This is a genomic window from Bradyrhizobium sp. 195, assembly GCF_023101665.1.
In the GTDB taxonomy this organism is placed as follows: Bacteria; Pseudomonadota; Alphaproteobacteria; order Rhizobiales; family Xanthobacteraceae; genus Bradyrhizobium.
This window is the reverse complement of the sequence record NZ_CP082161.1, coordinates 2,602,923-2,626,410: the sequence shown is the minus strand read 5'-3', so window position 1 is coordinate 2,626,410 and position 23,488 is coordinate 2,602,923. Positions and strand designations below refer to the sequence as shown.

Here is a 23,488-nt window from a genome sequence, read left to right as displayed (position 1 = left end):
GCTTCGTCCACTTCAGAGACTTTCGGGAATACTAGGTATCGCTCTCGCCGAGCTCCAATACATTATTTCGCTGTATTGATAAGCACTCGCTATCACCAATCTGCATCGGATTCGACCGGTTGGACGCAGAACTAGACGGCACCGGGGACGCTCTCGATTGCAAGTCATGGCAAATCGCTTTGCGCCTTACGCCGATGGCCGATCCAGCAGTGGCGGCGAAGTCTCGGCTTCGTAACCGCTCTCGATCTTCCAAACTTTCCATTTGGCGACAATCCGACACCCGCATATAGTTCCGATTTGGAATTGATCACCAAGCACACATGCGAGCAAGCGACATGGCTCAGTCCACTCAACCTTCCGTTCAAGACGTTGCACTCATAGTCGGCGGCGGTCCGGGAATTAGTTCAAGTTGCGCGAGATTGTTCGCAGAGAATGGCATGCGTGTTGCCGTAGCGGCGAGGAATCCCGAAAAAGCGGTCCTTGAGAAGCTCGAGAAGATGCATGGGGTGCATCGCTACGCCTGCGATGCGAGCGAACCGGTCGCAGTGGATCGGTTGTTCGCGAAGGTCGTGCAGGACCTCGGGACTCCGAGGCTTGTCGTTCACAACATTGATGGCCGCGTCCCCGGCATTTTCCGCAAGAGCGTGATCGAAGCGGACCCAAGCATGGCGCTGGAAACGCTTCGCAACGCCGCATTCAGTGCGTTCCTGGTGGGGCAACAGGCTGCCAAGGTCATGCTTGGAAACAAGCCCGACACCAACGGGGCAAAAGGCACAATCATCTTCACAAACGCCAGCGCTGCGCTCAAAGGCTTCCCATTGAGCGGTGCCTTCGCGATGGCATGTCATGCCAAGTCGGGGCTCGCGCAAAGCATGGCGAGGGAATTGATGCCGCAAGGTATCCACGTTGCGAATGTGCCCATTGACGCCGCGATCGGCTGGACCCAGGAGGACGGGACCCGCGCTCACCGGCTGGCCGGAACGACGGTCGACGACAACATGGCCGATCCGGATCGCATCGCCGAAACCTATCTGCACCTGCATCGCCAACATCGATCGACCTGGGCGTTCGAAGTGGTGCTTCGGCCGTGGGTCGAAAAATGGTGACGATTGCCAGCACAGGACGGCCGACAACCGGCAAACTCGTGTCGCCTATTCTATGATGGATATCCCCGAACTCTTGATAACGTCTCCCCATTTTTCGGTTTCGTCCTTCATGAATCGGCCGAACTCCGCACCGAAGACCGAACCCGCTTGCGCGCCCGTCGCTTCAAGGCTCTTGCGAAAGCGCGGGGTCGACATGACCCGCTCTATGTCGGCCGTCACTTTTGACACGATATCGGTCGGCGTTCCCGCCGGCGCCAACACGCCGAACCAGGAAGATGCCTCGAAGTGAGCCAATCCGGCCTCCTCAAACGTCGGCACATCGGGCAGTGAGTCCAGACGTTTTGGGCTTGCAACGGCCAGAGCGCGAACGGTGCCCGCCTGCACCTGCGGAATGACGGTAGGCAGATTGTCGAAGAGAATGGGAACGTGGCCGGCGATAATGTCGTTCATGGCCGGCGCGGCGCCGCGATAGGGCACGTGCCTGAGCTTGAGGCCCGTCATCTTCTTGAACAATTCCGCCGACAAATGATGCGTCGATCCAATTCCGGAGGAAGCGTAGTTGAGTTCATCCGATTGTTTCCTGGCGAACTCCAAGAGTTCGTCGAGCGTGGAGATCGGCAGTCCCGGATTGACGATCAGCACGATTGGAACGGTTGCGAGCAGCGCGACGGGCGTGAAGTCTCTCGGCGGATCGAACGGCAGTTTCTTGTAGAGCAATGGATTTATAACGATTGGACCGGGCGAGGAGACCAGGTAGGTGTATCCATCTGCCGCCGCAGACGCGGCGGCCTGGGTCCCGATATTTCCGCCCCCTCCCGGCTTGTTCTCTACGACAACATTTTGTTGCCAAAGCTCGCTGAGCGCTTCCGCCAGGAAGCGCGCTGCGGCGTCGTTTGAGCCTCCGGCAGGGTTCGGCACGATCAATCGAACAGTCCGCGCCGGAAACATCTCAGCTCGGGCGGCGCTCACCTGACCGACGAGCGCAAGAGCAAGCAAACCCAGGACCAATCTTTTCAAGGCGTACTCCACATTGACTGATCAATAGGATGGCAATTCGGCGCCGCGTTCAGTCTCCGGTCAGTCGAGCGTTATGTTCAAGGACTTCACAAAGGGCTCCCAATAGTCGGCCTCACTCTTCAGCAATTTCTCTGTATCCGCACCGTTCATCGGAGCGGGGATCGCTCCGAGATCTGTCAGCCGAGCTTTGGTCTCTGGATGGTTCACCGCGTAAAGAGCTGCAGATTCCAGCTCGGCTCTGGCTGTTGCGGGAATCCCGGCGCGCGTGCATACCGCAAACCAGCTTTTGTTGACGAACTCCGAAAGGCCCGCCTCGGCGATCGTTGGAACGCCTGGCAGCGCCGGCACCCTGACATCCGTGGATACTCCAACCGGACGGATCGTATTCGACTGAATGAGGCCGATTGTGCCGGGGACGTTGTCGAACATCATCATGATGTTCCCGGCGATGAGATCCTGCAGCGCCGGCTGCGTGCCGCGATAGGGGACATGAACCATCTCGACGCCGGCAAGCTTCTGAAACAGCTCTCCCGACAAGTGCATGATGGTGCCTTGGCCGGCGCTGCCAAAGCTGTAGCGGCCAGGACTCGCCTTCAGATAAGCAATCAACTCGCGCAGGTTCGTCGCCGGGACGTCCCTGTTCACCACGAGAATGTTCGGGATATAGGCGATGTGGCCGAGCGGAACGAGGTCTCGATCGACCGCATAGTTCAAGTTTCGAAACAGGAATTTGCTGAGTACGAGCGTGCTGAGATTGCCCAACAGAATCGTGGAGCCATCTGCTGCCGATCGGGCAACTTCTCCCGTACCTATCGTTCCCCCGGCGCCAGACCTGTTCTCCACGACGATCGATTGTTTGAGATAGTCGCCCATATGACGAGCGACGAGGCGCGCCACGGTGTCGGTGGAAGCGCCCGGCGAATAAGGAACGACCATTCGAAGAGGACGATCCGACGATCGACCCTCCGCCCGGACGGATCGTACTCCGGCGGCTGCAGACAATGTCAAAGCCAGCGCGTCTCGCCGGGTGATGGGCCTTACCGCCACTTTGTCCCCTCAGTCATCCTCCCCGTCGCCAATCTTTAGAGGCGTTCAAAGGAGACTACCGAGCGGAGCGTTGTTGCAGCCAATAATGATTCCCTCCAATTTAATAAGAAGATCGTATTAGCCGCGACCATCATCAGGGTGACGGCCGCGCCAGCTTTCTCAACTGATCGAGGAACGCGACGACGGCAGGGGCTCGCTCTGACTTGCGATAGACCATGGCCAGATCGGACTGCTGATTGATCTTCGCCAACGGCCGATACACCACGTCGTCAATCCGCAGCTTCCGAAGTGAATCGGGTACGAACGCCACACCGAGGCCGCCCGCGACCAGCCCGGCAAGAGCCGTGAATTGTCCCGCGCGTTGCGCGATCTGAGGCGACAATCCGCCTGCGGCGCATATCTGGGCAACCTGCGCGTTAAAGCCGCTTCCTTCCTGAATCTGCACGGCGACGAATGGCTCGGACTTCAACGCGCTCAGCGTGACGCTCTTTTGCCGCGCGAGCTGATGGCCGCGCGGGATCGCCAAGATGATCGGCTCGCGATGCAGCGACATGATCCCAACGCCGGTCGGCACCGACTTCACGGGAAGACGAAGGATGCCGAGATCAAGGCGGCCACTGCTGACGTCGTCCAATTGCTGGACGATCCCGACTTCGTTCAGGCGAAACTCCACGAGAGGATTGCCTACGCGAAACCGGGCGATTGCCTTCGACAGGACGCCCGTGAAAATAGCTGACCCCACGTATCCAATTTCGATGTGCCCCAGTTCGCCGCGACCTGCCTGGCGCGCCACCAGCGCGGTCTTTTCAGCTTGCTGAAGGGTTCTGATCGCCTCGTTCAGCGTGACCCGACCGGCGACGGTGAGCTTCACGGATCTCTTGGTTCGGTGGAAGAGCTCGACATCCAGCTCGCGCTCGAGAGCCCGAATTTGCTGCGTGAGTGCCGGCTGCGCAATGCCCAGACGCTCGGCTGCCCTTCCGAAGTGCAATTCCTCGGCCAGCACGGACATGTATTTCAAGCGGCGCAATTCCACTCTCAGCCTCCCATGGCAGCCTAGACCTTACGAGTGCAACGTTCACCCGACAAAGCTCATTCTCCGTTGAATAACGCCTAGCCAAATTGAACGGGGGGCATATCGTGGAGCAGGTCAAGCCGGTCACAGTAAGGAAGAAAGAACGTAGCGTCCCGAATGCGCCCATAGGCAGGGAGAGCCCTGACAGGGTCGCCTGGTCGACGCTCACAAGCCCACTGCCCGACGGGCGCACCAAATTCGGCAGTGGCCGAGAAGGGCAACGTTTGTTCCCAGACCTCATTTGCGCCAGATGACGTCACTCTCGGCCGGCCGACGGGATTTCCTTCCGAGGGTGCTCGGCATTCCTGTCACGAATTCTATCTCGGGCGGCAGCGAATATGGCGGCAGGTGCCCCCGGGCATGTTGAGCAATCTCGTCCGCGACGTCAGCTGAGGGTCTTCGGCCGGAATTGAGAACAACGAACGCCTTCACGACTTCACCGCGCAGCCTATCGGGCCTTCCGACGACGACGACCTGCGCCACGGCTGGATGCGAGGTCAATGCCGCTTCGAGTTGGCTGGGTACGACCAGATAGCCGCTACTGCTGATCGCATCTTCCTTCATTCCCAGGAAATAGACATTCCCGTCCGCGTCCATTCGGCCGACGTCCCCCGTGAGGTAGTACCTGCGGCCGAAGTTATACCTGACTGTCGTGCCTTCGGTTTCATTGTGATACCGGTCAAACCAGTGCAAAGGCGATTTTTCAGTATCGATGGCGATTTCGCCTTTCTGGCCTATCGGACATTCGCGACCTGCAGCGTCCAGGATGACCACTTTAAAACCCGGGACTTGATGACCGATCGACCCGGGCGGGCGGCGGAATTGTAGTGTCACCGCTTGGTGATTGGATACGAACACGCCCGTTTCAGCTTGCCCATAGTGGTCATGAAGTCGTACGCCCAGCCTTTCGGCGGACCAATTTATCAGTTCGTCCGGGAGGAGCTCGCCGACACTCGAGGCCACGCGGAGACGGAGCTCACCTGCGGCAGGCTGAATCTTGTCGAAACTTCGCATGGCGTTGTACCAGTATGGAGATGCCGCCAGGTTCGTAACCTTGTGTTTCGCCAGTACACGATAGATCTGACCGGCGTCAAAGGGCCCATCGCAGAGCACGGTAGCCCGCCCGAGCAGAAGGGGGCCTATGATCGCGTAGTAGAGGCCGCCACCCCAGGCCGGATCGCTGAGATTCCAATAGACATCGTCATCGCGCAGATCGAGTCCGAGGCGCATGTGCTCCTCGATTCCAGCCAAAGCGCTCACCGGAACAGGAATGCCCTTGGGCGTTCCTCCGATACTCACTGTGTACAAGAGAACGAAGAGGTCCTCTCCGCAAAGGCTGGTAACGCTCTCCAGAGGGGTAGCCATATGAAGACTGGACCAGAACGATAGGTCCTTGGTGGGCCCCGGCACGGCGCCATAACCCTCGACAACAACGACGCGCAAACCAGCCGCAACGTCCAACGCGCTGCTTCGTAGCGAACGCGTGGTGATCAATACCTTGCTCTCGCTATGGGTCAGCCGAAAGGATATCGCCGCACTTCCGAAGGCTGTGAACAGAGGAACGTGAATGGCTCCCAGGCGCCAAGTTGCAAGCATCGCTATGAGCAACTCCGGACCTTTCGGAAGGAGAGTTGCGACGGCGTCGCCTTTTCTTATTCCGAGGCCACGCAATACTGCTGCGAAACGCCGCGAATAGTCCGACAGCTCCGCATAAGTGAGGCGGGAGGTGTGGCCGGCTGCGCTCTCGTAAACCAGGGCCACCGCCGATCCCCGTTCCGAAGTCTTGTGCCGATCGCACAGCAGCGCGGCAAGCGGAATCGAAGCCCCGACGTATTTGGCGTGCGACAGAGCCGACAGTCGAGCAACTGCATTCGGACTGAGATTGTGCGTGCCAAAGCGTGCTGCAGCGATCGTACCGAGCACGAAGGTGTCAGCTCCGAGATAATAGCGACGTGTGCTTTCGTCCTGCTCCAGAAGGCTCTCTCTGATAAGAGCGGCGAGCAGCCTGCGAACCGTGGCTTTGCTCAGTCCGGAGTCGGCGACCAGATCGGTCAATCGTGCACCACGATTGCCATGCGATGCCACCTCCCGCAGCAGAATGACGGCTCTCTGGAGGCTTTGAGTCCCCGTTCCGCTTTCGGCGGCATCTGCATCTGGCATGTGCACCCCTCCCTGGGCGATTACTTCCGTCACTGCGAAGTCCACATGCTGGACCAGTAGTGGATGAAATAGAAGCCCTCAGCTGGCGCGTTGTCTTGCGAGACGTTTTCGCGCTTCGTAACATCGAGAGACATTCAATCAAGGTCCATCATGTGGACCTAAAAACATCGATCGTGCGATCGGTCGGGAAGCCTGCTCACGGCAGGCGCTCAAGGGAGGGACGAGCGTGCGCAGCAGCGCGGGCCGCGGATGAACTTTGCCCGAATGCCAATTTGTGAACGCGGCGGCGTGACCGGCGCACAAGCGCTCACGTGCCGCTGTCACGTCGTCAAGCTGGCGGCTCCAAAATGATTCCACAGCAAGGGAGGGTGAGAGATGACCGAGACTGAACGACCTGGACGACGAGCTTCAAGGTACCTGCCGGCCGCCATCGTGGGTACGGTGATCGGGTTCGCGGCGTCACCGGCGTCGGCGACGACGAGCTGTTCGCAGCTGGCGAGCAGCTTTCATCGACCGAATACGACGATAACGACGGCACAGAGTGTTCCGGCCGGAACGTTCGTCACGCCGACGACTCCGCCTCAATCCATCACCGGCCTACCGGACTTCTGCCGGGTCGCGGGCTTTACCACGCCCACGAGCGACTCGCACATCGGTTTCGAGGTCTGGATCCCCGAAACGGGATGGAATTCGAAGTATCTCCAGGTGGGGTGCGGTGGCTTCTGCGGCGCGATCTCCTATCAGCAAATGGCCGACCCACTGCAGCGGGGTTACGCCGTCGCAGCAACCGATGACGGCCACCAGGCCAGTGTTGTCGACGCAAGCTGGGCCGCCGGGCATCCGGAAAAGCTGATCGACTTCGGTTATCGCGCTCTGAAGGAGACGACGGACGTCTCCAAAGCGATCATCAAAGCCTTCAAATCCGCCGGCGCGAGGCGATCCTATTTCATGGGTTGTTCGGACGGAGGCCGCGAAGCATTGATGGAGGCACAACGTTTTCCTCGCGATTTCGACGGCATCGTCGCAGGCGCACCCGCAAACAACTGGACCAACCTTTTCACCGGCTTCTTGTGGAACGAACGAGCTCTATCCGCTACCAAGGCCGGCGACCTCTCCCAAGCGGATGTCGACCTGGTAAGCAATGCCGTGCTCGCACAGTGCGCCGGCCGTGACGGCGGCTTGAGCACCGACAAGTTTCTGAACAACCCGCTGGCGTGCAAGTTCAAGCTGGAAAAGCTATCGTGCAGGGCGACCAACTCGGCAACTTGTCTCGCACCCGACAAGATCGAGGCAATCCAGAAGATCTTCTCGGGGCCACCGCGAATTTTCCCGGGCTACGGCCCAGGCGGTGAAGCAAACGTCGCCGTCAATTGGCCGCTCTGGATTCTTGGTCCCGGCAACCCGGCTCTAAGTCTGCAGGGCCTGTTCGGAAACAGTTACTTCCAAAACATGGTGTTTCCCAATTCCGGATGGAATCCCAACACCTTCAGCATCGAAGAGAATCTCCGCCAGGCCCGCATCCGAACTGGCGCGATCCTGAACTCGGTCGACCCAAATCTGCAGCCTTTCGCGCAAAGCGGCGGCAAACTGATCCAATATACAGGTTGGGCCGACACCGCGATTTCTCCGCAAAGCGACATCGACTACTTCAAGGCAGTCAACGAAGCTATGGGTGGACCGAGGCGCACCAGCGAATTCTATCGGCTATTCATGGTGCCGGGCATGGCTCATTGTGGCGGCGGACCAGGCGCGAACGCATTCGGCCAAGGCGGTGCGACGGGGCCCAACCCCTCCGATCCGGAGAGTGATATTCTCTCGGCTCTCGATCGCTGGGTCGAATTCGGTAGAGCTCCGGAAAAGATAATCGCGACGAAGTACCGTAACGACGATCGGACTCAAGGCGTCGCGTTCCAGCGGCCATTGTGCCCCTTCCCGAAGATGGCGAAATATGAAGGGCGTGGCGCAAGCACGACCGATGCGTCAAGCTTCGAATGCTCTCGTGACGAAGGCGATCACGACGGCCATCACGGCCGCGACGAGCGGGCCGACAATCGCTGACCAACGCGGCCGGGAGCCCGCCATCAGCGGCGCTCCCGGCCCATACTTTCGCTCATGAACTGCATACACAGGCCTTGTCTGGATCGGGGCTCGTCGAGGTTGGCCATGGATGTTCGTCGATGCCTGTGATCCGACGGAGCCGAATATGGTCGTCTCCGAACGCCGTCCTGATAACATTGGTTCTATCGGGATCGCTGTTGATGAGCAGCAGACGGGCAGTTTGTGAGGAGTTGTTGATCGAGGGGAATGAAACGGCATTGCATCTGGATGCCCGTGACGTCCCGCTCGGACGGTTGCTCGATGCCATGCAAAGGAAATTCAATCTGCGCTACCGGACCGATAGCGCGCTCGACTCGTCCGTGACCGGAACATACAACGGGCATATGCACCAGGTCGCCGCGCGCCTTCTCGCAAACTATGATTTCGTCATGAGAACAAGTCCGGAAGGCCTCGATGTGCTGATCTTTCGACGGAGTATAAAGCCTGTCCGCTCTTTGCCCGCCAAGGAGACGGCTGCCGCGTCGTCAATGTTTCAATTGACCTCGAACCAGATCCTCGGCGTCGTTCTTTCGGGGCGCTTGCCCACGTCGAACCATTGAGACCGACGATAAAACCCAGCTGACCTTCTAGCGGTTGAGCCTCAAACATCAGATGGCAACCTACAGCGAGCTGCGCGAGGTTGCGATTTCGATCCACGGCTTTAACGGACGCGCCAGGGTGGTGGAGCAGTCTCTTCGTGCGACTAATCTGTTCCGTCAGGAGTGGCGCTCAATCGCTAGGCAGCGCGCGCGATATCCGACATTGACCACGTCTTGTCGTATACTGACTTCCCCGAGCCATAATAGCGCATGATGACGAAGAAGTCTTCGCCGGCGGAGGGAAAGCCAATTCTTCTCCTCGCCTTTTGGTGCAGAATTGCCGAGGTAGATGTTCACTGAACTATCCGCATTCGCTTTTAGCTTCGATTTGTCATAGCTATCCAATCCCACTTGGTCGAGATCATTCGGAATGAACGATTTGGTGTTCTGGTTATAGACGATGACCGACCAGAATTTGTCGACCGGCACATCGGCAGGAACGCGCACAACATAACTGCGTTTGCCCGATAGAAGCGCTCCGGACTTGTCCCTCATGCCCATGAGATAGAGTTGTTCGCTGCCAAGTTTCGGCGGCAGATAGTTGGCCCAGAAAAACGGTGCAATCGCCCTGTCATACGATTAGACCGCATCTGCTGTTTCGAACGACCAGGCCACGCCCATATTGGCAAGCAAGGCGGGTTGATGTTCATCCACTGGCGATCCGGCCACCATGTGGCCATCGCCTTGCCGGACGTCACAAAACCCTGCTGCATGATTGCATAAGCGTCCTTGATCGCTGCGTTCAGTGCCTTTGTAACCGTGGCATCAGGTTTGAACGGTTTTCCCTTTTCAATGCCCAATGATGAGAGCATTCCCATCATTACCTTATCCCGGTTCCGGATCGGCTCGTCATTGACGAATTTGGCGAGGTTTGAACCAGATGATGTCGTACACCGGCAGCGAGTGCCAAGGCTTGCTCCAGCCGTCCATGACTTTGGTCGGTTTGGGACCGGCGGCGTCCGACAGCAGATATATGCGGGTTTGATGAGCAAGCGCGATGGACCCTTCCATCGTGCCCTTCCCGATGACCACTGGCCTGAAGACCATCGTGCCCCGGAAGCCTTCCATCGGTACGGCGAAGTAGCCTTCCGGTGCCTTGTCTTTGTAGCCCGGAGGAATGAGGAGGTACTTGCCTCCCCTGCCCGCGTCAGGACCGACCACGCCAACGCCAACCAGTGGCGCCTGCCAATTGTCGCAGATCTCGCCGATGATGGCGTAGTCACTCCCACTTGCGGGGATCTCGACGACAAGCGGTCCCGCCGTAAGGTCGAAAGGCATTGCCGCGTAGTTGACCTGGTTGTTCGCTGTCAGGACTTCATGGCGTGCCACGAGCGGCTTGCCCATCACCATCACGTCCCCGGGTTTCATGCCAAAGTCTCTGAACAGACTTTCACGAAAGAAAACATCGCTGATGGCCGGCATCGACCATAGCACCGCTTCAATCCCGCGCTGGTGGGCAAGCTGATAGTCGAATTATTTTGTCGAATCGTCGGTTTGCGCGGCCGCGGCGTCAATGGCGGACAATCGATTTGTCACAGAGAGGCCACCGATGGCCGCCGAGGTGATCAATCCTCCGGAGATCAGCACCGAGCGTCGAGTTGTCATTTTTGACCTCTCTATGGGAGAGCCGGATTGGTGGCCGTAAGCAGCCATCGTCGATCGGCGCGTTTAGCGAAGCGGAAATCGGAGCAACACCGTTGTGCCGCTAGATGAACTTGGGCAGACACCTTGCCTGCCGTTTTTGGTGAAAGCTTCAGAACACCCCGGGAATGAGGAGACCGTCTCTGCGAAGACGGCCTCCACGGTACATCAGCTTTAGGCTTCGACTTTCTTGACCGGCGGAATCTTCCACGATCCGTCGATGATCGAAGGGTCTTTCTCGCTCGGCCAATAAAGCCGCATCATCAGGACGAAATCGCCGGATGGTGCCGGAAGCCAATTGGATTCCTTGTCCTTCTCCGGCGAATCCTTCTGGATGTAGATATCAGTGGAGCCATCCGGATTTGATTTCAAATTCTCCCGGGCACTGATCGAGTAGCGGTTGATTGGATTGGCCACGAAGAAATACTTGGCGTCGTACATCGTCACCGACCAGAAGCCTTGTGCCGGCGGCAGCTGTCCCTTAGGGAATCGCATAACGTACTTGTTGGCGCCGTTGTATTTCCGGTCCTCGGCATCCTTCAGCGATGTCGGATACACGGCATCTTGCGGACGGTTGGCGCCCAGTCCGATCTCAGTGAGAAGCGCCCGCATCAAGTAGTCGGCGCCGTAGACGCCTGTCGCGGTCGTGAAGCCCCAGCCGTTCTCGTCCTTCATGTTTTTGTTGATCTTGAATTGCAGCATGATCCGGTCGTTGGCGATTTCCGGAACGCGCTTGACGAAATCCGCCTTGAGCTTGCTCGCGTCGAAATCCTGCCCCGCCACGATTCCGATCCTGGCGAACTTGGCAAGCTGGGGTGCATCTGCCGCGGTGGGCGGATTGTCCTTCATCAGCTTGCACAGCAGCGTGAAATAGGCCACCGCGTCCATGCGGTTGACTTGATCGCGCACCGCCGTCTTCATGTCGATCGACGGATCGACCGTGCCGGACGGCGGCGTGTAGGATTGGCCATAAGCGCTCAAGGGCACCAGCTTGCATTCGTCCTGCAGCTTGTGGACAGCTGCGTAGTCTTCGGGCGTGCCGGTGCAATAAATGCGGCCGAGGAGCCACACGATGTTGGTCGGTGACTTGTATTCCTTCACGCCGGCCGGCAGCGTGCCCTTCCATCCGGGCCCCGTGATCGCGTAGGTCTGCGCGCCAGTGCCGGTGGTCCGCTTGCCCGGCACCTCGAATACGGTGGTCCAGCCATCCAGCATCGGAAACAGCGCGTAACGGCCATTCATGTCGGGGATGCTCAATACCCAGGGCTCCTTGCCCACGTCGAAGAACGCCGTGGTGTAAAGCGTGTCCGCATTGGGCGCTGTCACGTCCCTGAATGACGCGTTGGGATACTGACGCAGCTTGATGATATGCCCCATCGGCGCTCGCGTCCCCTCTGGCGCCGCAACGTTGGTCATTACCCTACGTGTCATCTCCATCGTCACCAGCGGATAGCCGAAGATGTAGGCGTCGGTGGCCAGCGCGAAGTCTTCGAATCCTTCGCCGATGCCGAGGAGCTCGCCGAAGTCGGCGCGGCTCAACGTGCTCATGGAAGCGCTGGCGAGCAGGCTCATGCCGCCAATCGTTACGTTGCGACGGGTGAATTTCATTGGACAGTCTCCATTACATTCCCGTGGGGAAACAGTGCTTCGATAAACCGACTTCTTATGTGCCCGGCCGCCAAACACTTCCTGTATCTCAACACGCGCGAAGATCGCGGGCGGTGATCGCAGCGACCCGTCCCTACCTTCATTGCCGCCAAGGTGAAAAGGAGAAGTCACGATGCAAACTCCTTGTCTAACGTCTCGGCCTGATTTTGCCTCCTGGTAGATGAGACAATAGTGGGACACAACCATTGATTTAAATCAATATACCGGCGCGTTGTTCGCGATGCAGGCACGCATGCAGCTCGCCTTCGCGCGCTGATGCTCGCCTCGCGCTCCTTTCGCGGGGCCTCAATAGCAAGGCGGGTACGGATAGTAGCCACAAGCCGGACGGTAGTATGGGTGGTAGTACGCAGCCGCTCCGTACGCAGCCGCGCCGAGCGCGCCGGCATACATCGCACCACGGAATGCGCTGCGTCGCGCGACGCCGGCGAACGAAAACGGCGTGAACGGCCGGCCGATAATGTCGATGAAGAGCGCCGCGCCGCCATCGGCGTCGGAAAGGTCGCCTTCAAGCGTCTGGACATTGAAGGTAAGCTTGTCGCCGTCGAGCTTCGGATTCTTCAGCACCACGACTGCGTCCTTCACCGAACCATCCTTGCCGAGCACGGAGACGGTGGCATTCGGAGGGTTCTTGGCAAAGCTGTCCTCGCCCGATCCCCATTCCGCGATCACGTCGGCAGTGGCCTGGTGGCCCGCGGCCCGCACGGGGCGGTCGGCAAAGATGATCGAGCTCGGTGACACGCCGGTCAAAACCAGGGCGTCGCCTTGCAAGCTCGCACCGCGGGAGTTGAGTACGAACAGCGAGGGCACGACCTCCGGTTTGGCGGGGGTGGATGGCGTGCCGATGGTCTTCATGGTGAGCGGCGTCGCCGCATTCTGGGCAAGCGCTACGTCGGTAACGTAGAGCGCGGTGGTCAAAGCCAGTAATCCGAAAATCTGATTGTTTGTAATGCGCATGAAATCAATTCCTTCTCCTGCGGAAGTATCGATCGGCGTCATAGCTCTCTCGTTTCCAAGCGAAAGGCCTTGCATCGAGACGTGCAATACCGGCTGCAGTTAACGCGACATGGCGTCTGCAGAATCAAAAACGCGCGCTGGAATTAAAATCGATGGACTTGTAGTCTGACAGAATCTCGAAGGGTGATGCTTCAGCTACCTCCACAAGCACTCTAACACAATGTTAGGGTGAGGACCAGTAATGGTTGTTATTCTGTGCCTCTACCTCGTCGCACCCTGGCTCATATTCTCGAAGCTCAGAATCGTGCGGTGGAGCGGGTTGTCGGGAACGATCTCGCTGTTGTTCGGCGTATTTGATATTATCCACGCGCTTCTTGCGCTTTTTAATGTTCGTATGCCGTCGGGCCGCGTGACGGTGACCGGCCGTGTGGTGGGAGTAACGCCGAGTGACGGGACAAATTGTCGCAATCCCGGTCAGGCCGAACGCGCCGGTGATGAAGGACGGTGTGCTGTTTCAGATCGATCCGGCGCCGTTGCAGTACATGGTCAACCCTTTAACGAAAGCTGCGCGTATGCGCTTCTCGGGTTGTTCAAGCAGTTCACCGTTCGCACAGTCGGGAGCCCTCTGATGCATCGCAATGTCTCCGCGCCCATTCATCTGTTTGCTGGCGTTGTTCTCTTCGCCGCATCGTTGCTGACCGGAAGCGGGTCTCCTACCGACCTTATGATGTCTCCCGCGCAAGCCGCGGAAGAAATGCCGAAGGAGATGCTTGCTGCGCAGATCCGCACGCAGGGTTTCGTCTGTGACAAGGCCATGCGCGCCACGAGGGACGCCAAACGCTCCCGGCCCGATCATGCCGTCTGGGTGCTGAAATGCAGCAACGCGACCTACAGGGTGAGCCGCGCTCCAGATATGGCAGCGCAGGTACAGCCGTTGCAATAGTCGATGCCAGCAACGTCCCTACGGCACGATCCTACGAACAACGCTCGAAATGAGTGAACCCATACAGCGACACCGCAGGAGCGACGCTCGTCTTCCAGTGGGGAGCCGGCGAACCGTGCGACGCCGCATCCAGCGCTTTTAACTCAAGCGACGACTGCGCAGAGAGTTGAGCGAACGCCTCGATGTAGATCAAGAACAGCGTGCCCCCGCGGCAACACGGCGACGCGATTTCAGGGTATACCACTTCAAGGCGAGACATTCACGATCTTGCCGGATAGTATCGTGAGCGGACAATGGGGGAAGCACATGAGGCGCTGCATACCCGAACGCATTTCTGATCGCCGGCTGATCTGCTCGGCCGTCGGTATAATCATGGCGATGTCCGCGACGTTATCCGACGCCGCCTACGGCGACGAAAGCGGCGTTTCCTATTGGCTTCCCGGACGCTTCAGCAGTCTTGCCGCAACACCCGCGGTGCCGGGATGGTCCATGGCCGAGGTTTACTATCACACCACCGTATCGGCGTTCGGCGCCGCGGCTGCGTCAAGAGAAATTCAGATCGGCCGATTTCCGGCGGCCGTAAACCTCAGCCTGGATCTGCGTCTGAATGCGCAGGCCGATCTGGTGCTGCTCAATCCCACTTACACCTTTGCAACACCGGTGCTGGGCGGACAATTGGCTGTTGGCATGACCGGTCTGTTCGGGCGGTCGGCCGCCGATCTTAGCGGCACGCTGACGACGGGGTTCGGACCGTTGGCCACAACACGCATCGGAAGCATCGGCGACTCCGTCACCTCCATCGGCGACCTCTATCCGCAGGTGACGCTGAAATGGAACAAGGGCGTCCACAACTTCATGACCTACGTGACGGGCGACATTCCCGTCGGCGCCTACGATCCAAACCGCCTGGCCAATCTCGGCATCGGCCACGGCGCCGTCGATGGCGGCGGCGGGTACACCTATTTCAACCCGCAGACGGGACACGAGTTTTCGGCCGTCGCGGGCTTCACCTACAATTTCAAGAATCCGGACACGCAATACCGGAGCGGCATCGACTTCCATCTCGACTGGGGTGCGTCGCAGTTTCTCTCGAAGCAGCTCTTTGTCGGCCTCGTGGGATATGCGTATCAGCAGATCACCGACGATTCCGGACAGCACCCCATCCTGGGTGGTTTCCGGTCGCGTGTCCTCGGCGTCGGTCCGCAGATCGGATATTTGTTTCCGGTTGGCGACATGCAGGGCTATCTGAATTTGAAAGGATACGGCGAATTTGCTGCAGAAAACCGGCCAGCGGGCTGGAATACCTGGCTGACATTCTCGCTCTCACCGATGGCGCCTGCCAGCACCGTGACGCCAACACGACGGATCGCTAAGAACTAACTGCAGTCTGCGGCGAGCCGCGAAGTACCGTTCGCCGCTGCTGCAGCAAATAGTGAACCCTTTGCGCCGCAAGACCGAGCGCGGCCATCTCGTTGCTGTCACCGCCGCCCTCCCCGCTCGCATTCCTGGAAAGCTCTGCTTTCAGAATGTCGTCGATCGGCCTTTCAGTTTCGTCCAGCTCGGCCTCGCTCCGCGCATTCCTGATATCGTTGCCAAGCGCGTATAGCGGCTCCAGCAAGCTTTTCTTTCCGACCCCCGAATAGGCCGGGCGTGCTCTCGCCGCCGCTATTTTACATAGAAATCGCGCGAAGCGAGCGTAAGCTGCGCGCGACTACTTCGACGCAAAGAGATCGCGCGGTTTTTCGGGCGCGCGATGGTAATTCTTGAACGCCAGCCTAGTGAGAACCGATGTTGCCAGACACTCCTACTGTCAGTCAGCTCTCGCATGTCATCTCGCAGGCGGCAGCCCCCGCGTTTCTTCTCGGTGCGTTGGCAGCGTTCATCGCCTTGCTGATAGCCCGCCAGAACAGGATCATCGACAGAACGATCTACCTGAACGGAATTCACGACGAAGACGTGATCAGGTCCCGGCTGAAAGCCGATCTGCCACGCCTGGTCCGGCGCGCAGCGATGATCAACCGCGCCATCTTCTGGTCGATAATGGGAAGCATCTCGACCAGCATTTTGATCGTTGTGGCGTTCGTAAGCGCGTTCTACGGAATTCAACACGAGCGCGGCGTTGCAATCCTTTTTATTGTCGCGGTCGCGGCGTTCACCGTATCGCTGGTTGATTTTGCGCGGGAGGTTCGAATTGCCCTCAGCGAATTCGACCATCACGGCTAATCTGCGCGCCTACCGTTGAGTTAGCGACCGACAATTTCGTGAGGCGGGGCGGCGCCGGCTTCGACAGATTGCAAACCGCACGGTCGGTTGCACCGGCGCCGAACGAACGGTGCAGCCTTCGCATCCGTCGTCGCTGGATCGTCGCTTTTCCTCCATCGTGGATCTGCGCGAAATCGAGATGCCGATGTCACCTGTGACTTATCGCCAATGTGCGAACTGCGATCAGATTGGGGAGTGCCGCCGCGGCCTGCGACGGCTTGAGCTGATGGTTAACGGGCCGTAGGCCTGCCGTAAAGTTCGCGGTAGCGTTGTCGGATAGTACCGTTTCTTTGAAGAGATACATCCCGCTGAGACTGCTTTCGCCCAAGACCAATCTCCGCCGATAGTCTCTGCGAAACAGGAGTTTTTCGGGAAACAGCCGGAGACTTTCCGCCATTCAGCCCCGAAGATTGCAAGACCGGGAGCCTGGAGACCCAACTTGAATGGGGAAAAAGCCCGGATTTCCGGGCGCGTGAGGCGCAGGTTGCAAACTTTAGCTAACCGCAGGACTGCATGGCTGGGGCGGGAGGGATCGAACCTCCGAATGGCGGAATCAAAATCCGCTGCCTTACCGCTTGGCTACGCCCCAACAGGCGACCGACGGACCGCGGAAGATCAGGCTACCGCGGATTCCCATCCGGTCGCTGCCGGTCTATAGGGAGCGGCGCGGCATTTCAACCGCCTGGAGGGGCAAAATACCACACGGGTCCACCGACCGCCCCTCCTCACTCTATATAGAGACTATATAGAGACATCCGGGTCGCTCCGCTCCGGGCAGGCGCCATCTCCGGGCCCATTGAGACCGCCTTCGTTTCGTGGGAATACGGCGCCAAGACCTGTCTACGGGAGTGAAACATGACCTACCGCGCGCCGATCAATGACATGCTGCTGTCGCTCAACCATGGCGCCGGCCTCAAGGCTGCCGTGGAAGCCGGTCATTACGGCGATTTCGACGCCGACATCGCCGCGGCCGTGCTGGAGGAAGCCGGCAAGTTCGCAACTGACGTGCTGGCCCCGCTCAACAAGGTCGGCGACGAGCACGGCATCAAGCTCAGCGACGGCAAGGTCACGACCGCGCCGGGCTGGCCGGACGCTTACAAGCGCTGGACCGAGGGCGGCTGGAACGCCGTGTCCGGCCCCGAAGATTTCGGCGGCCAGGGCCTGCCCCTCGCGATCAACGCCGCCTGCACCGAGATCTGGAGCGCCGCCAACGTCGCCTTCGGCCTCTGCCCGCTGCTGACGGCCTCGGCGATCGAGGCGCTGGAGGCACATGGCAGCGACGAGCTGAAGAGGATCTATCTCGAAAAGCTCGTCTCCGGCGAGTGGACCGGCACGATGCAGCTCACCGAGCCGCAGGCCGGCTCCGACGTCGGCGCGCTGCGCACCCGCGCCGAGAAGCAGGCCGACGGCACCTATCGCATCAAGGGGACGAAGATCTTCATCACCTATGGCGAGCACGACATGACAGACAACATCGTGCATTTCGTGCTGGCGCGCCTGCCCGATGCGCCCTCCGGCACCAAAGGGATCTCGCTGTTCCTGGTGCCGAAGTTCATGGTGAACGCCGACGGCTCGCTCGGCGCGCGCAACGACATCTTCGCCAGCGGCGTCGAGCACAAGCTCGGCATGCATGCTTCCCCAACCTGCACCATGACCATGGGCGATCATGGCGGCGCCATCGGCTTTTTGATCGGCGAAGAGAACCAGGGCATGCGCTGCATGTTCACGATGATGAACCAGGCCCGCCTCGGCGTCGGCCTGGAGGGCGTCGGCGTTGCCGACCGCGCCTATCAGCAGGCCTTGTCGTATGCCCAGGAGCGCAAGCAGGGCCGCGCCGTCGGCAGCAAGGGCGATGGTGCGGACGCGATCTTCGTTCATCCCGACGTCAAGCGCATGCTGATGCGGATGCGGGCGCAGACGGCCGCCGCGCGCACCATCTGCTATGCGACGGCGGTCGCGATCGACGTCTCGACGCGCGCCAGGGATCCCAAGGTGCGGGCCGATGCCGCCGCGCGCGCGGCGCTGCTGACGCCGATGGCGAAAGGCTATTCCACCGACATCGGCAACGAGGTCGCCTATCTCGGCGTGCAGATCCACGGCGGCATGGGCTTCATCGAGGAGACCGGCGCGGCGCAGCACTATCGCGATGCCCGCATCACCGCCATCTACGAGGGCACCAACGGCATCCAGGCGATCGACCTCGTCACGCGCAAGCTGGCGGCAAATGGCGGCGCTGCCGTGTGGGCGCTGCTCGAGGAGCTCGCGGCCACCATCAAACAGGTCGAGGCCTCCAACGATCCTGCTTTCGGCACCACGGGCGCGAAGCTGCGCGAGGCACTCGAGGCCTTGATGCGCACCAGCAAGTGGCTGCTGGAGCGCGTTGCATCCGCACCGAACGATGCGCTTGCAGGTGCGACGCCTTATCTGCAGCAGTTCGGCGCCACGCTCGGCGGCTGCCTGCTCGCCTCCGAGGCGGTCGCCGCCAAGGCCGACGGCAACACGGACGCCGCGCGCTACGTCTCGCTCGCACGCTTCTTCGCCGAGAACATCACGGTGCAGGCGCCCGCGCTCGAGCGCACGGTGACGGAAAGCGCAGAGTCGGTCGCCGCGGCGGATGCGGTGTTGCTGGGCTAGGCTGCTTGCCACGAGCGTCGATGCGTAGGGTGGGTTAGCGTAGGCGTAACCCACCGTTCCCGCCTGCTGGTGAACCGAAGAGCTGGATTACGCTTCGCCAATCCACCCTTACGGGCTACGACGCTGCGAGCTTCGCCCTTCCCCCCGGCCGCCACAGCACGATGCCCGCCGCGACGAGATCCAGCACCACGCACATCGCAAACGCCGTCGTGTAGTTGCCGGTGAAGCTCCGTACCAGCCCGACGATGCCTGGACCGAAGGCGCTGACGATGCCGCTGATCGACGTGCCCAACCCCATGGCGGCGGCGAAGGCGCTGGCGCCGATCTCGCGCTGGATGATCAAGGGTGGGAATGTGATCATGTTGCCGATCGAGAAGCCGTAGACGGCACAGCACAGCAGCAGCATCGTCGGGTTCGTGCTCTGCAGGAGAACGAACAGCGCCGCCGCCTGGCTCGTCATCGAGGCCGCGCAGGCGAGCCGCGGATCGAGCCGGTCGACGAACAGGCCGAGCGAGAGGCGGCCGACCACCGCCATCGCCGCCATGACGGTGACCGCGAGTCCTGCCGCGGAGCGGCCGATCAGCGGCTCGAGAAACGTCACCTGGTGGATGATGAATCCCATCTGCGCCAGCAGCGCGATGGCGATCGGCAACACCATGGTCCAGAACGCCGCGTTGGCGAGCAGCGCCCTGCGGGATCGGCCCGGTGCGGCCGCGCCGCCGGAGGAACGCCCGTCCGATGCCAGCGACATCCCGGTCGGCCAGCCGATGAAGATCACGACCACCGGCAGCACCAGCACCATCATCGCCGTCGTGGCCGCCAGCATGGCAGACCGAAAGCCGATGCTCCCCGACAGCGACAGCAGCAGCGGAACGAGGACGATGCCGCCGCAGGTCGCGCCGTTGAACGCGAGGCTGAGCGCGAGCCCGCGCCGGCGTTCGAACCAGGAATTCAGCACAGTCGCGATCACCACGGTGCCCATGCCGGTCCAGCCGACCGACATCAGGCCATAGGCGAGATAGAGCTGCCAGGGCGTCTGCATCAGCGCCAGCAGCACCGTCGAGGCGCCGAGCGCGACCAGACCGCACAGGATCAGCGAGCGCAACCCGATGCGGGCGAGCAGATCGTCGGTAAAGATGACGAGCACGGAGGTCAGGAGGAACGAGAAAGTGCTGGCCGCGGAGACCACTGTACCCGGCCAGCCATGAGCGCGCTGCAGCTCGGCAAGATAGACGCCCTGGCCGTACAGGCCGAAGCCGAACATGAAGAAGGCCATCAGGAAGCAGGCCAGCACGACGCGCCAGCCGCGGTAGTGCAGCGAGGATTCGTCGACGCGGGTTGCGGCAATCATCAATCGAGCAATCGGCCAAATGGAACCGCGTGAGATCGTGCACCACAACCACCGGTTTTTCAAATGAAACATTGTAGCCAATTGTTGCGGCGCGCCGCGGCAACGGCTGCCATGCGCCGGCCGTGCGGAAATTGGCGCCGAAAAGATCGAGCCAGCGCATTGGCAGGCCTGCGGGATGATGTAGGCTGACGCTTGGCGAGACTCGCGAAGCGGCGAGCGTCGCAGCGAGCGCGGGGGGCTCTCATGCCGAATGGCAACATCGTGATCACCGAGGAGCGCGGAACGCGCGTGATCACCCTGCGTCGCCCGGGCAAGAAAAACGCGATCACCCAGGACATGTACCGGGAGATGGGCCGCGCGATCGACACCGCGCAGAACAACCCTGATATCCGCTGCATGATCATCACCGGTGGCTCCGGCGTGTTCACCGCCGGCGACGACATCGACGATTTCATGCACGCCGACACCTCGCGCCCCGAGACGCTGTCGGAGGGCGCAAAATTTCTCTATTCGCTCGCCCTCAATACCAAGCCGATCATCGCAGCCGTGGACGGCGCCTCGATCGGCATGGGTACCGTGATGCTATTCCACTGCGACTATGTGCTAGCCTCGAACGCTGCGACCTTCTCCGCACCCTATATCCATCTCGGACTTGTCCCGGTCGGCGCGGCCAGCCTCTTGATGCCGAACACGATGGGCTACCAGCGCGCCTTCGCGATGCTGGTGATGGGGCGGACTTTTTCCGCCGCAGACGCGCATGCTGCCGGCTTCGTCAACGCCGTTGTGTCGCCGGGACATACCGAGGTCGAGGCGCGCAAAGTGGCGCGCGAGATCTGCCGGCTGCCGGCCGAGGCGGCCGCGATCTCGCGCAAACTGCTACGCACACCGGCCGAAGAGCTCACCCGCCGCATCGACCAGGAAGGCCACCTGTTCGGCGAGCGGCTGAAATCGGAGGAAGCGGTGGCGGCATTCAATGCGTTCGCGAACAGGAAGAAGCGGTAGGTACGAGCCAGCACTCCACCTACCGCCGTCATTCCGGGGCGCGCCCTTGGCGCGAACCCGGAATCCATTCATCAACCAACTCCGCCGCACAATGGATTCCGGGCTCGACGCTGCGCGTCGCCCCGGAATGACGGCGAGATGCTTCGTGAAAACTTCGCGCGGAATGTCTAATCTTGGCTCCATGCGATACCGATCCCTCCTCACCGCCCTCGCCCTTGCCAGCACCCTCCCCGCCTCGGCCCAGACCGTCGCGCCAGTCGAGCTGCGCATCCTCGCGATCAACGATTTCCACGGCAATCTGCGCCCGCCGCCGGGTGGCATCCGCGTCGGGGATCCCGAGGATAAGGCCAGGAAGGTGATGGTGGCGGCCGGCGGCGCCGAATACATGGCGACGCTGGTCAAGCAGCTGCGCGAAGGACACAAGAACACGATCTTCGTCGCCGCCGGCGACCTGATCGGCGCGAGCCCGTTCCTGTCGGCGATGTTTCACGACGAGCCCTCGATCGAATCGCTCTCGATGATGGGGCTTGCGATCACGTCGGTCGGCAACCACGAATTCGACGAGGGCAAGACCGAGCTGCTCAGGATGCAGAACGGCGGCTGCCATCCCCTCGACGGCTGCCAGGGACCGCACCCCTTCACGGGCGCCAAATTCCGTTATCTCGCGGCATCCACCATCGAAACCGCGACGGGCAACAGCGTGCTGCCGCCCTACGAGATCAGGGAATTCGACGGCATCCCCGTCGCCTTCATCGGGCTGACCTTGAAGGAGACCGCGGGCATCGTCTCGCCGTCGGGCATCGCCGGGCTCGAATTCCGCGACGAAGCCGAGACGGTGAACGCGCTCGTGCCGCAGCTGAAGGCGCGGGGCGTCGAGGCGATCGTGGTGCTGATCCACCAGGGCGGCGAGCCCGCCGGCGACTACAATGAATGCCCGACTATCACGGGGCCGATCGTCGACATCGTCAAGAAATTCGACCGTGCCGTCGACGTCGTCGTCAGCGGCCACACCCATCGCGCCTATGTCTGCGACATCGACGGGCGGCTCGTCACCAGCGGCGACAAATACGGCACGCTGGTCACCGCGATCGACCTCAAGCTCGATCCCACAACGCGCGACATCGTCGGCGCCAGGGCCGAGAACGTCATCGTCGCCAATGCCTCGCTGGCGAGGGACGCGGAACAGACCGCGCTGATCGAGGCCTACGACAGGCTCTCAGCGCCGATCGCCAACCGGCCGGCCGGATCGGTGACGCAGACGCTGTCGCGCGTGCCGAACGAGGCCGGCGAAAGCCCGCTCGGCGACGTCATCGCGGACGCGCAGCTTGCCGCGACCAGGGAAGCCAAAGATGGGAGCGCTGTCATCGCGCTCACCAATCCCGGCGGCATCCGCACCGACATCGTCCCGAAGGAGAACGGCGCGATATCCTTCGGCGACGTTTTCGCCAGCCAGCCGTTCCGCAACCGCCTCGTCACGATGACGCTGACCGGCAGTCAGCTCAAGGACATGCTCGAGCAGCAATGGCTCGACCCAAAGCGGCCGCGCATCCTCCAGGTGTCGAACGGATTCAGCTATGCCTGGGATGCGGCGAAGCCATTCGGCGAGCGCGTGATCCCCGAGAAGATGACGCTCAACGCCAGGCCGATCGACCCTGCAAGCGGCTACCGCGTCACCCTCAACGATTACCTCGCCGTCGGCGGCGACGGTTTTACCGTCGCCAAACAAGGCACGGCGCCACAATATGGCGGCTACGACGCGGACGCGCTGTTTGCGTTCTTCCGGGCACACGGGCCGATCGGTCCGCTACCGCCGAGCCGCATCCTGCGCGTGAATTGATCCGGATCAAACCGGCCGGGCCGGACAACCCTTTGCCATTGCCGCCCAAGCGCATAGATTGAGTTCTGCATTGCGTTTTGGCGCCGGATGCGCCAACG

General features: G+C 60.8%; 20 protein-coding genes and 1 tRNA gene. 9 read left to right on the top strand and 12 right to left on the bottom strand.

Going from position 1 to position 23,488, the window contains the following annotated elements; genetic code table 11:
* Positions 1 to 320: 320 nt before the first annotated feature.
* Positions 321 to 1,106, top strand: a complete 786-nt coding sequence (locus tag IVB26_RS12220; RefSeq protein WP_346732874.1) for an SDR family oxidoreductase — start codon at positions 321 to 323, stop codon at positions 1,104 to 1,106.
* Positions 1,107 to 1,151: 45 nt separating this feature from the next.
* Here the strand turns inward: IVB26_RS12220 and IVB26_RS12215 are convergent, their stop codons facing one another.
* The 4 genes from IVB26_RS12215 to IVB26_RS12200 all read right to left on the bottom strand — a co-directional run bounded on the left by IVB26_RS12215 (position 1,152) and on the right by IVB26_RS12200 (position 6,402).
* Positions 1,152 to 2,123 (bottom strand): Bug family tripartite tricarboxylate transporter substrate binding protein, encoded by a 972-nt coding sequence (locus IVB26_RS12215; RefSeq protein ID WP_247971879.1) that lies wholly within the window; start codon positions 2,121 to 2,123, stop codon positions 1,152 to 1,154.
* A gap of 60 nt (positions 2,124 to 2,183) precedes the next feature.
* Positions 2,184 to 3,059, bottom strand: coding sequence for a Bug family tripartite tricarboxylate transporter substrate binding protein (locus IVB26_RS12210; RefSeq protein ID WP_247971878.1), 876 nt, complete (start codon positions 3,057 to 3,059; stop codon positions 2,184 to 2,186).
* 244 nt (positions 3,060 to 3,303) lie between these two features.
* Entirely contained in the window at positions 3,304 to 4,203 is a 900-nt protein-coding gene (locus IVB26_RS12205) for a LysR substrate-binding domain-containing protein (protein WP_247971877.1), read from the bottom strand.
* A gap of 276 nt (positions 4,204 to 4,479) precedes the next feature.
* Positions 4,480 to 6,402, bottom strand: a complete 1,923-nt coding sequence (locus tag IVB26_RS12200) for an AMP-binding protein (RefSeq protein ID WP_247971876.1) — start codon at positions 6,400 to 6,402, stop codon at positions 4,480 to 4,482.
* A gap of 375 nt (positions 6,403 to 6,777) precedes the next feature.
* On the opposite strand from IVB26_RS12200, the gene IVB26_RS12195 reads away from it, so the two are divergent.
* Both IVB26_RS12195 and IVB26_RS12190 read left to right on the top strand, forming a co-directional pair.
* Positions 6,778 to 8,460 carry a tannase/feruloyl esterase family alpha/beta hydrolase gene (locus tag IVB26_RS12195; RefSeq protein ID WP_247971875.1) on the top strand — a complete coding sequence of 561 codons (1,683 nt, stop codon included), beginning with the start codon at positions 6,778 to 6,780 and terminating at the stop codon, positions 8,458 to 8,460.
* Between the two features lie 200 nt (positions 8,461 to 8,660).
* Complete coding sequence (locus IVB26_RS12190) at positions 8,661 to 9,059, top strand: hypothetical protein (protein WP_247971874.1); 399 nt, start codon at positions 8,661 to 8,663, stop codon at positions 9,057 to 9,059.
* Between the two features lie 156 nt (positions 9,060 to 9,215).
* Here the strand turns inward: IVB26_RS12190 and IVB26_RS12185 are convergent, their stop codons facing one another.
* From IVB26_RS12185 to IVB26_RS12165, 5 genes are all read right to left on the bottom strand, one after another.
* On the bottom strand, positions 9,216 to 9,599 hold the full coding sequence (locus tag IVB26_RS12185) for a DUF1214 domain-containing protein (RefSeq protein WP_247971873.1): 384 nt from the start codon (positions 9,597 to 9,599) through the stop codon (positions 9,216 to 9,218).
* On the bottom strand, positions 9,590 to 9,919 hold the full coding sequence (locus IVB26_RS12180) for a hypothetical protein (protein ID WP_247971872.1): 330 nt from the start codon (positions 9,917 to 9,919) through the stop codon (positions 9,590 to 9,592). Before IVB26_RS12180 ends, IVB26_RS12185 begins: the two co-directional genes overlap by 10 nt.
* Before the next feature lie 28 nt (positions 9,920 to 9,947).
* Positions 9,948 to 10,520, bottom strand: coding sequence for a DUF1254 domain-containing protein (locus tag IVB26_RS12175; protein WP_247971871.1), 573 nt, complete (start codon positions 10,518 to 10,520; stop codon positions 9,948 to 9,950).
* 393 nt (positions 10,521 to 10,913) lie between these two features.
* Complete coding sequence (locus IVB26_RS12170; RefSeq protein WP_247971870.1) at positions 10,914 to 12,347, bottom strand: DUF1254 domain-containing protein; 1,434 nt, start codon at positions 12,345 to 12,347, stop codon at positions 10,914 to 10,916.
* Positions 12,348 to 12,692: 345 nt separating this feature from the next.
* Complete coding sequence (locus IVB26_RS12165; RefSeq protein ID WP_458309368.1) at positions 12,693 to 13,361, bottom strand: hypothetical protein; 669 nt, start codon at positions 13,359 to 13,361, stop codon at positions 12,693 to 12,695.
* A 241-nt stretch (positions 13,362 to 13,602) separates the two neighbouring features.
* On the opposite strand from IVB26_RS12165, the gene IVB26_RS12160 reads away from it, so the two are divergent.
* Complete coding sequence (locus tag IVB26_RS12160) at positions 13,603 to 14,304, top strand: hypothetical protein (protein WP_247971869.1); 702 nt, start codon at positions 13,603 to 13,605, stop codon at positions 14,302 to 14,304.
* A 372-nt stretch (positions 14,305 to 14,676) separates the two neighbouring features.
* On the top strand, positions 14,677 to 15,684 hold the full coding sequence (locus IVB26_RS12155; protein ID WP_458309367.1) for a SphA family protein: 1,008 nt from the start codon (positions 14,677 to 14,679) through the stop codon (positions 15,682 to 15,684).
* Here IVB26_RS12155 and IVB26_RS12150 read toward each other — a convergent pair.
* Positions 15,674 to 15,922, bottom strand: a complete 249-nt coding sequence (locus tag IVB26_RS12150) for a hypothetical protein (protein ID WP_247971868.1) — start codon at positions 15,920 to 15,922, stop codon at positions 15,674 to 15,676. The two genes, IVB26_RS12155 and IVB26_RS12150, sit on opposite strands and share 11 nt — an antisense overlap.
* A 170-nt stretch (positions 15,923 to 16,092) precedes the next feature.
* On the opposite strand from IVB26_RS12150, the gene IVB26_RS12145 reads away from it, so the two are divergent.
* Positions 16,093 to 16,527 (top strand): DUF2721 domain-containing protein, encoded by a 435-nt coding sequence (locus tag IVB26_RS12145; protein WP_247971867.1) that lies wholly within the window; start codon positions 16,093 to 16,095, stop codon positions 16,525 to 16,527.
* Positions 16,528 to 17,080: 553 nt separating this feature from the next.
* Here the strand turns inward: IVB26_RS12145 and IVB26_RS12140 are convergent.
* Positions 17,081 to 17,155, bottom strand: a tRNA-Gln gene (locus IVB26_RS12140).
* A gap of 266 nt (positions 17,156 to 17,421) precedes the next feature.
* On the opposite strand from IVB26_RS12140, the gene IVB26_RS12135 reads away from it, so the two are divergent.
* Positions 17,422 to 19,200, top strand: a complete 1,779-nt coding sequence (locus IVB26_RS12135) for an acyl-CoA dehydrogenase (RefSeq protein ID WP_247971866.1) — start codon at positions 17,422 to 17,424, stop codon at positions 19,198 to 19,200.
* A gap of 115 nt (positions 19,201 to 19,315) precedes the next feature.
* Here IVB26_RS12135 and IVB26_RS12130 read toward each other — a convergent pair whose 3' ends face one another.
* Positions 19,316 to 20,551 carry an MFS transporter gene (locus IVB26_RS12130; protein WP_247973139.1) on the bottom strand — a complete coding sequence of 412 codons (1,236 nt, stop codon included), beginning with the start codon at positions 20,549 to 20,551 and terminating at the stop codon, positions 19,316 to 19,318.
* Between the two features lie 243 nt (positions 20,552 to 20,794).
* Between IVB26_RS12130 and IVB26_RS12125 the strand changes: the two genes are divergently transcribed.
* Both IVB26_RS12125 and IVB26_RS12120 read left to right on the top strand, forming a co-directional pair.
* The gene (locus IVB26_RS12125; protein WP_247971865.1) at positions 20,795 to 21,553 is read left to right on the top strand and encodes an enoyl-CoA hydratase-related protein; all 759 of its coding nucleotides are present in this window, start codon (positions 20,795 to 20,797) and stop codon (positions 21,551 to 21,553) included.
* Positions 21,554 to 21,734: 181 nt separating this feature from the next.
* On the top strand, positions 21,735 to 23,390 hold the full coding sequence (locus tag IVB26_RS12120; RefSeq protein ID WP_247971864.1) for a bifunctional metallophosphatase/5'-nucleotidase: 1,656 nt from the start codon (positions 21,735 to 21,737) through the stop codon (positions 23,388 to 23,390).
* Positions 23,391 to 23,488 lie beyond the last annotated feature (98 nt).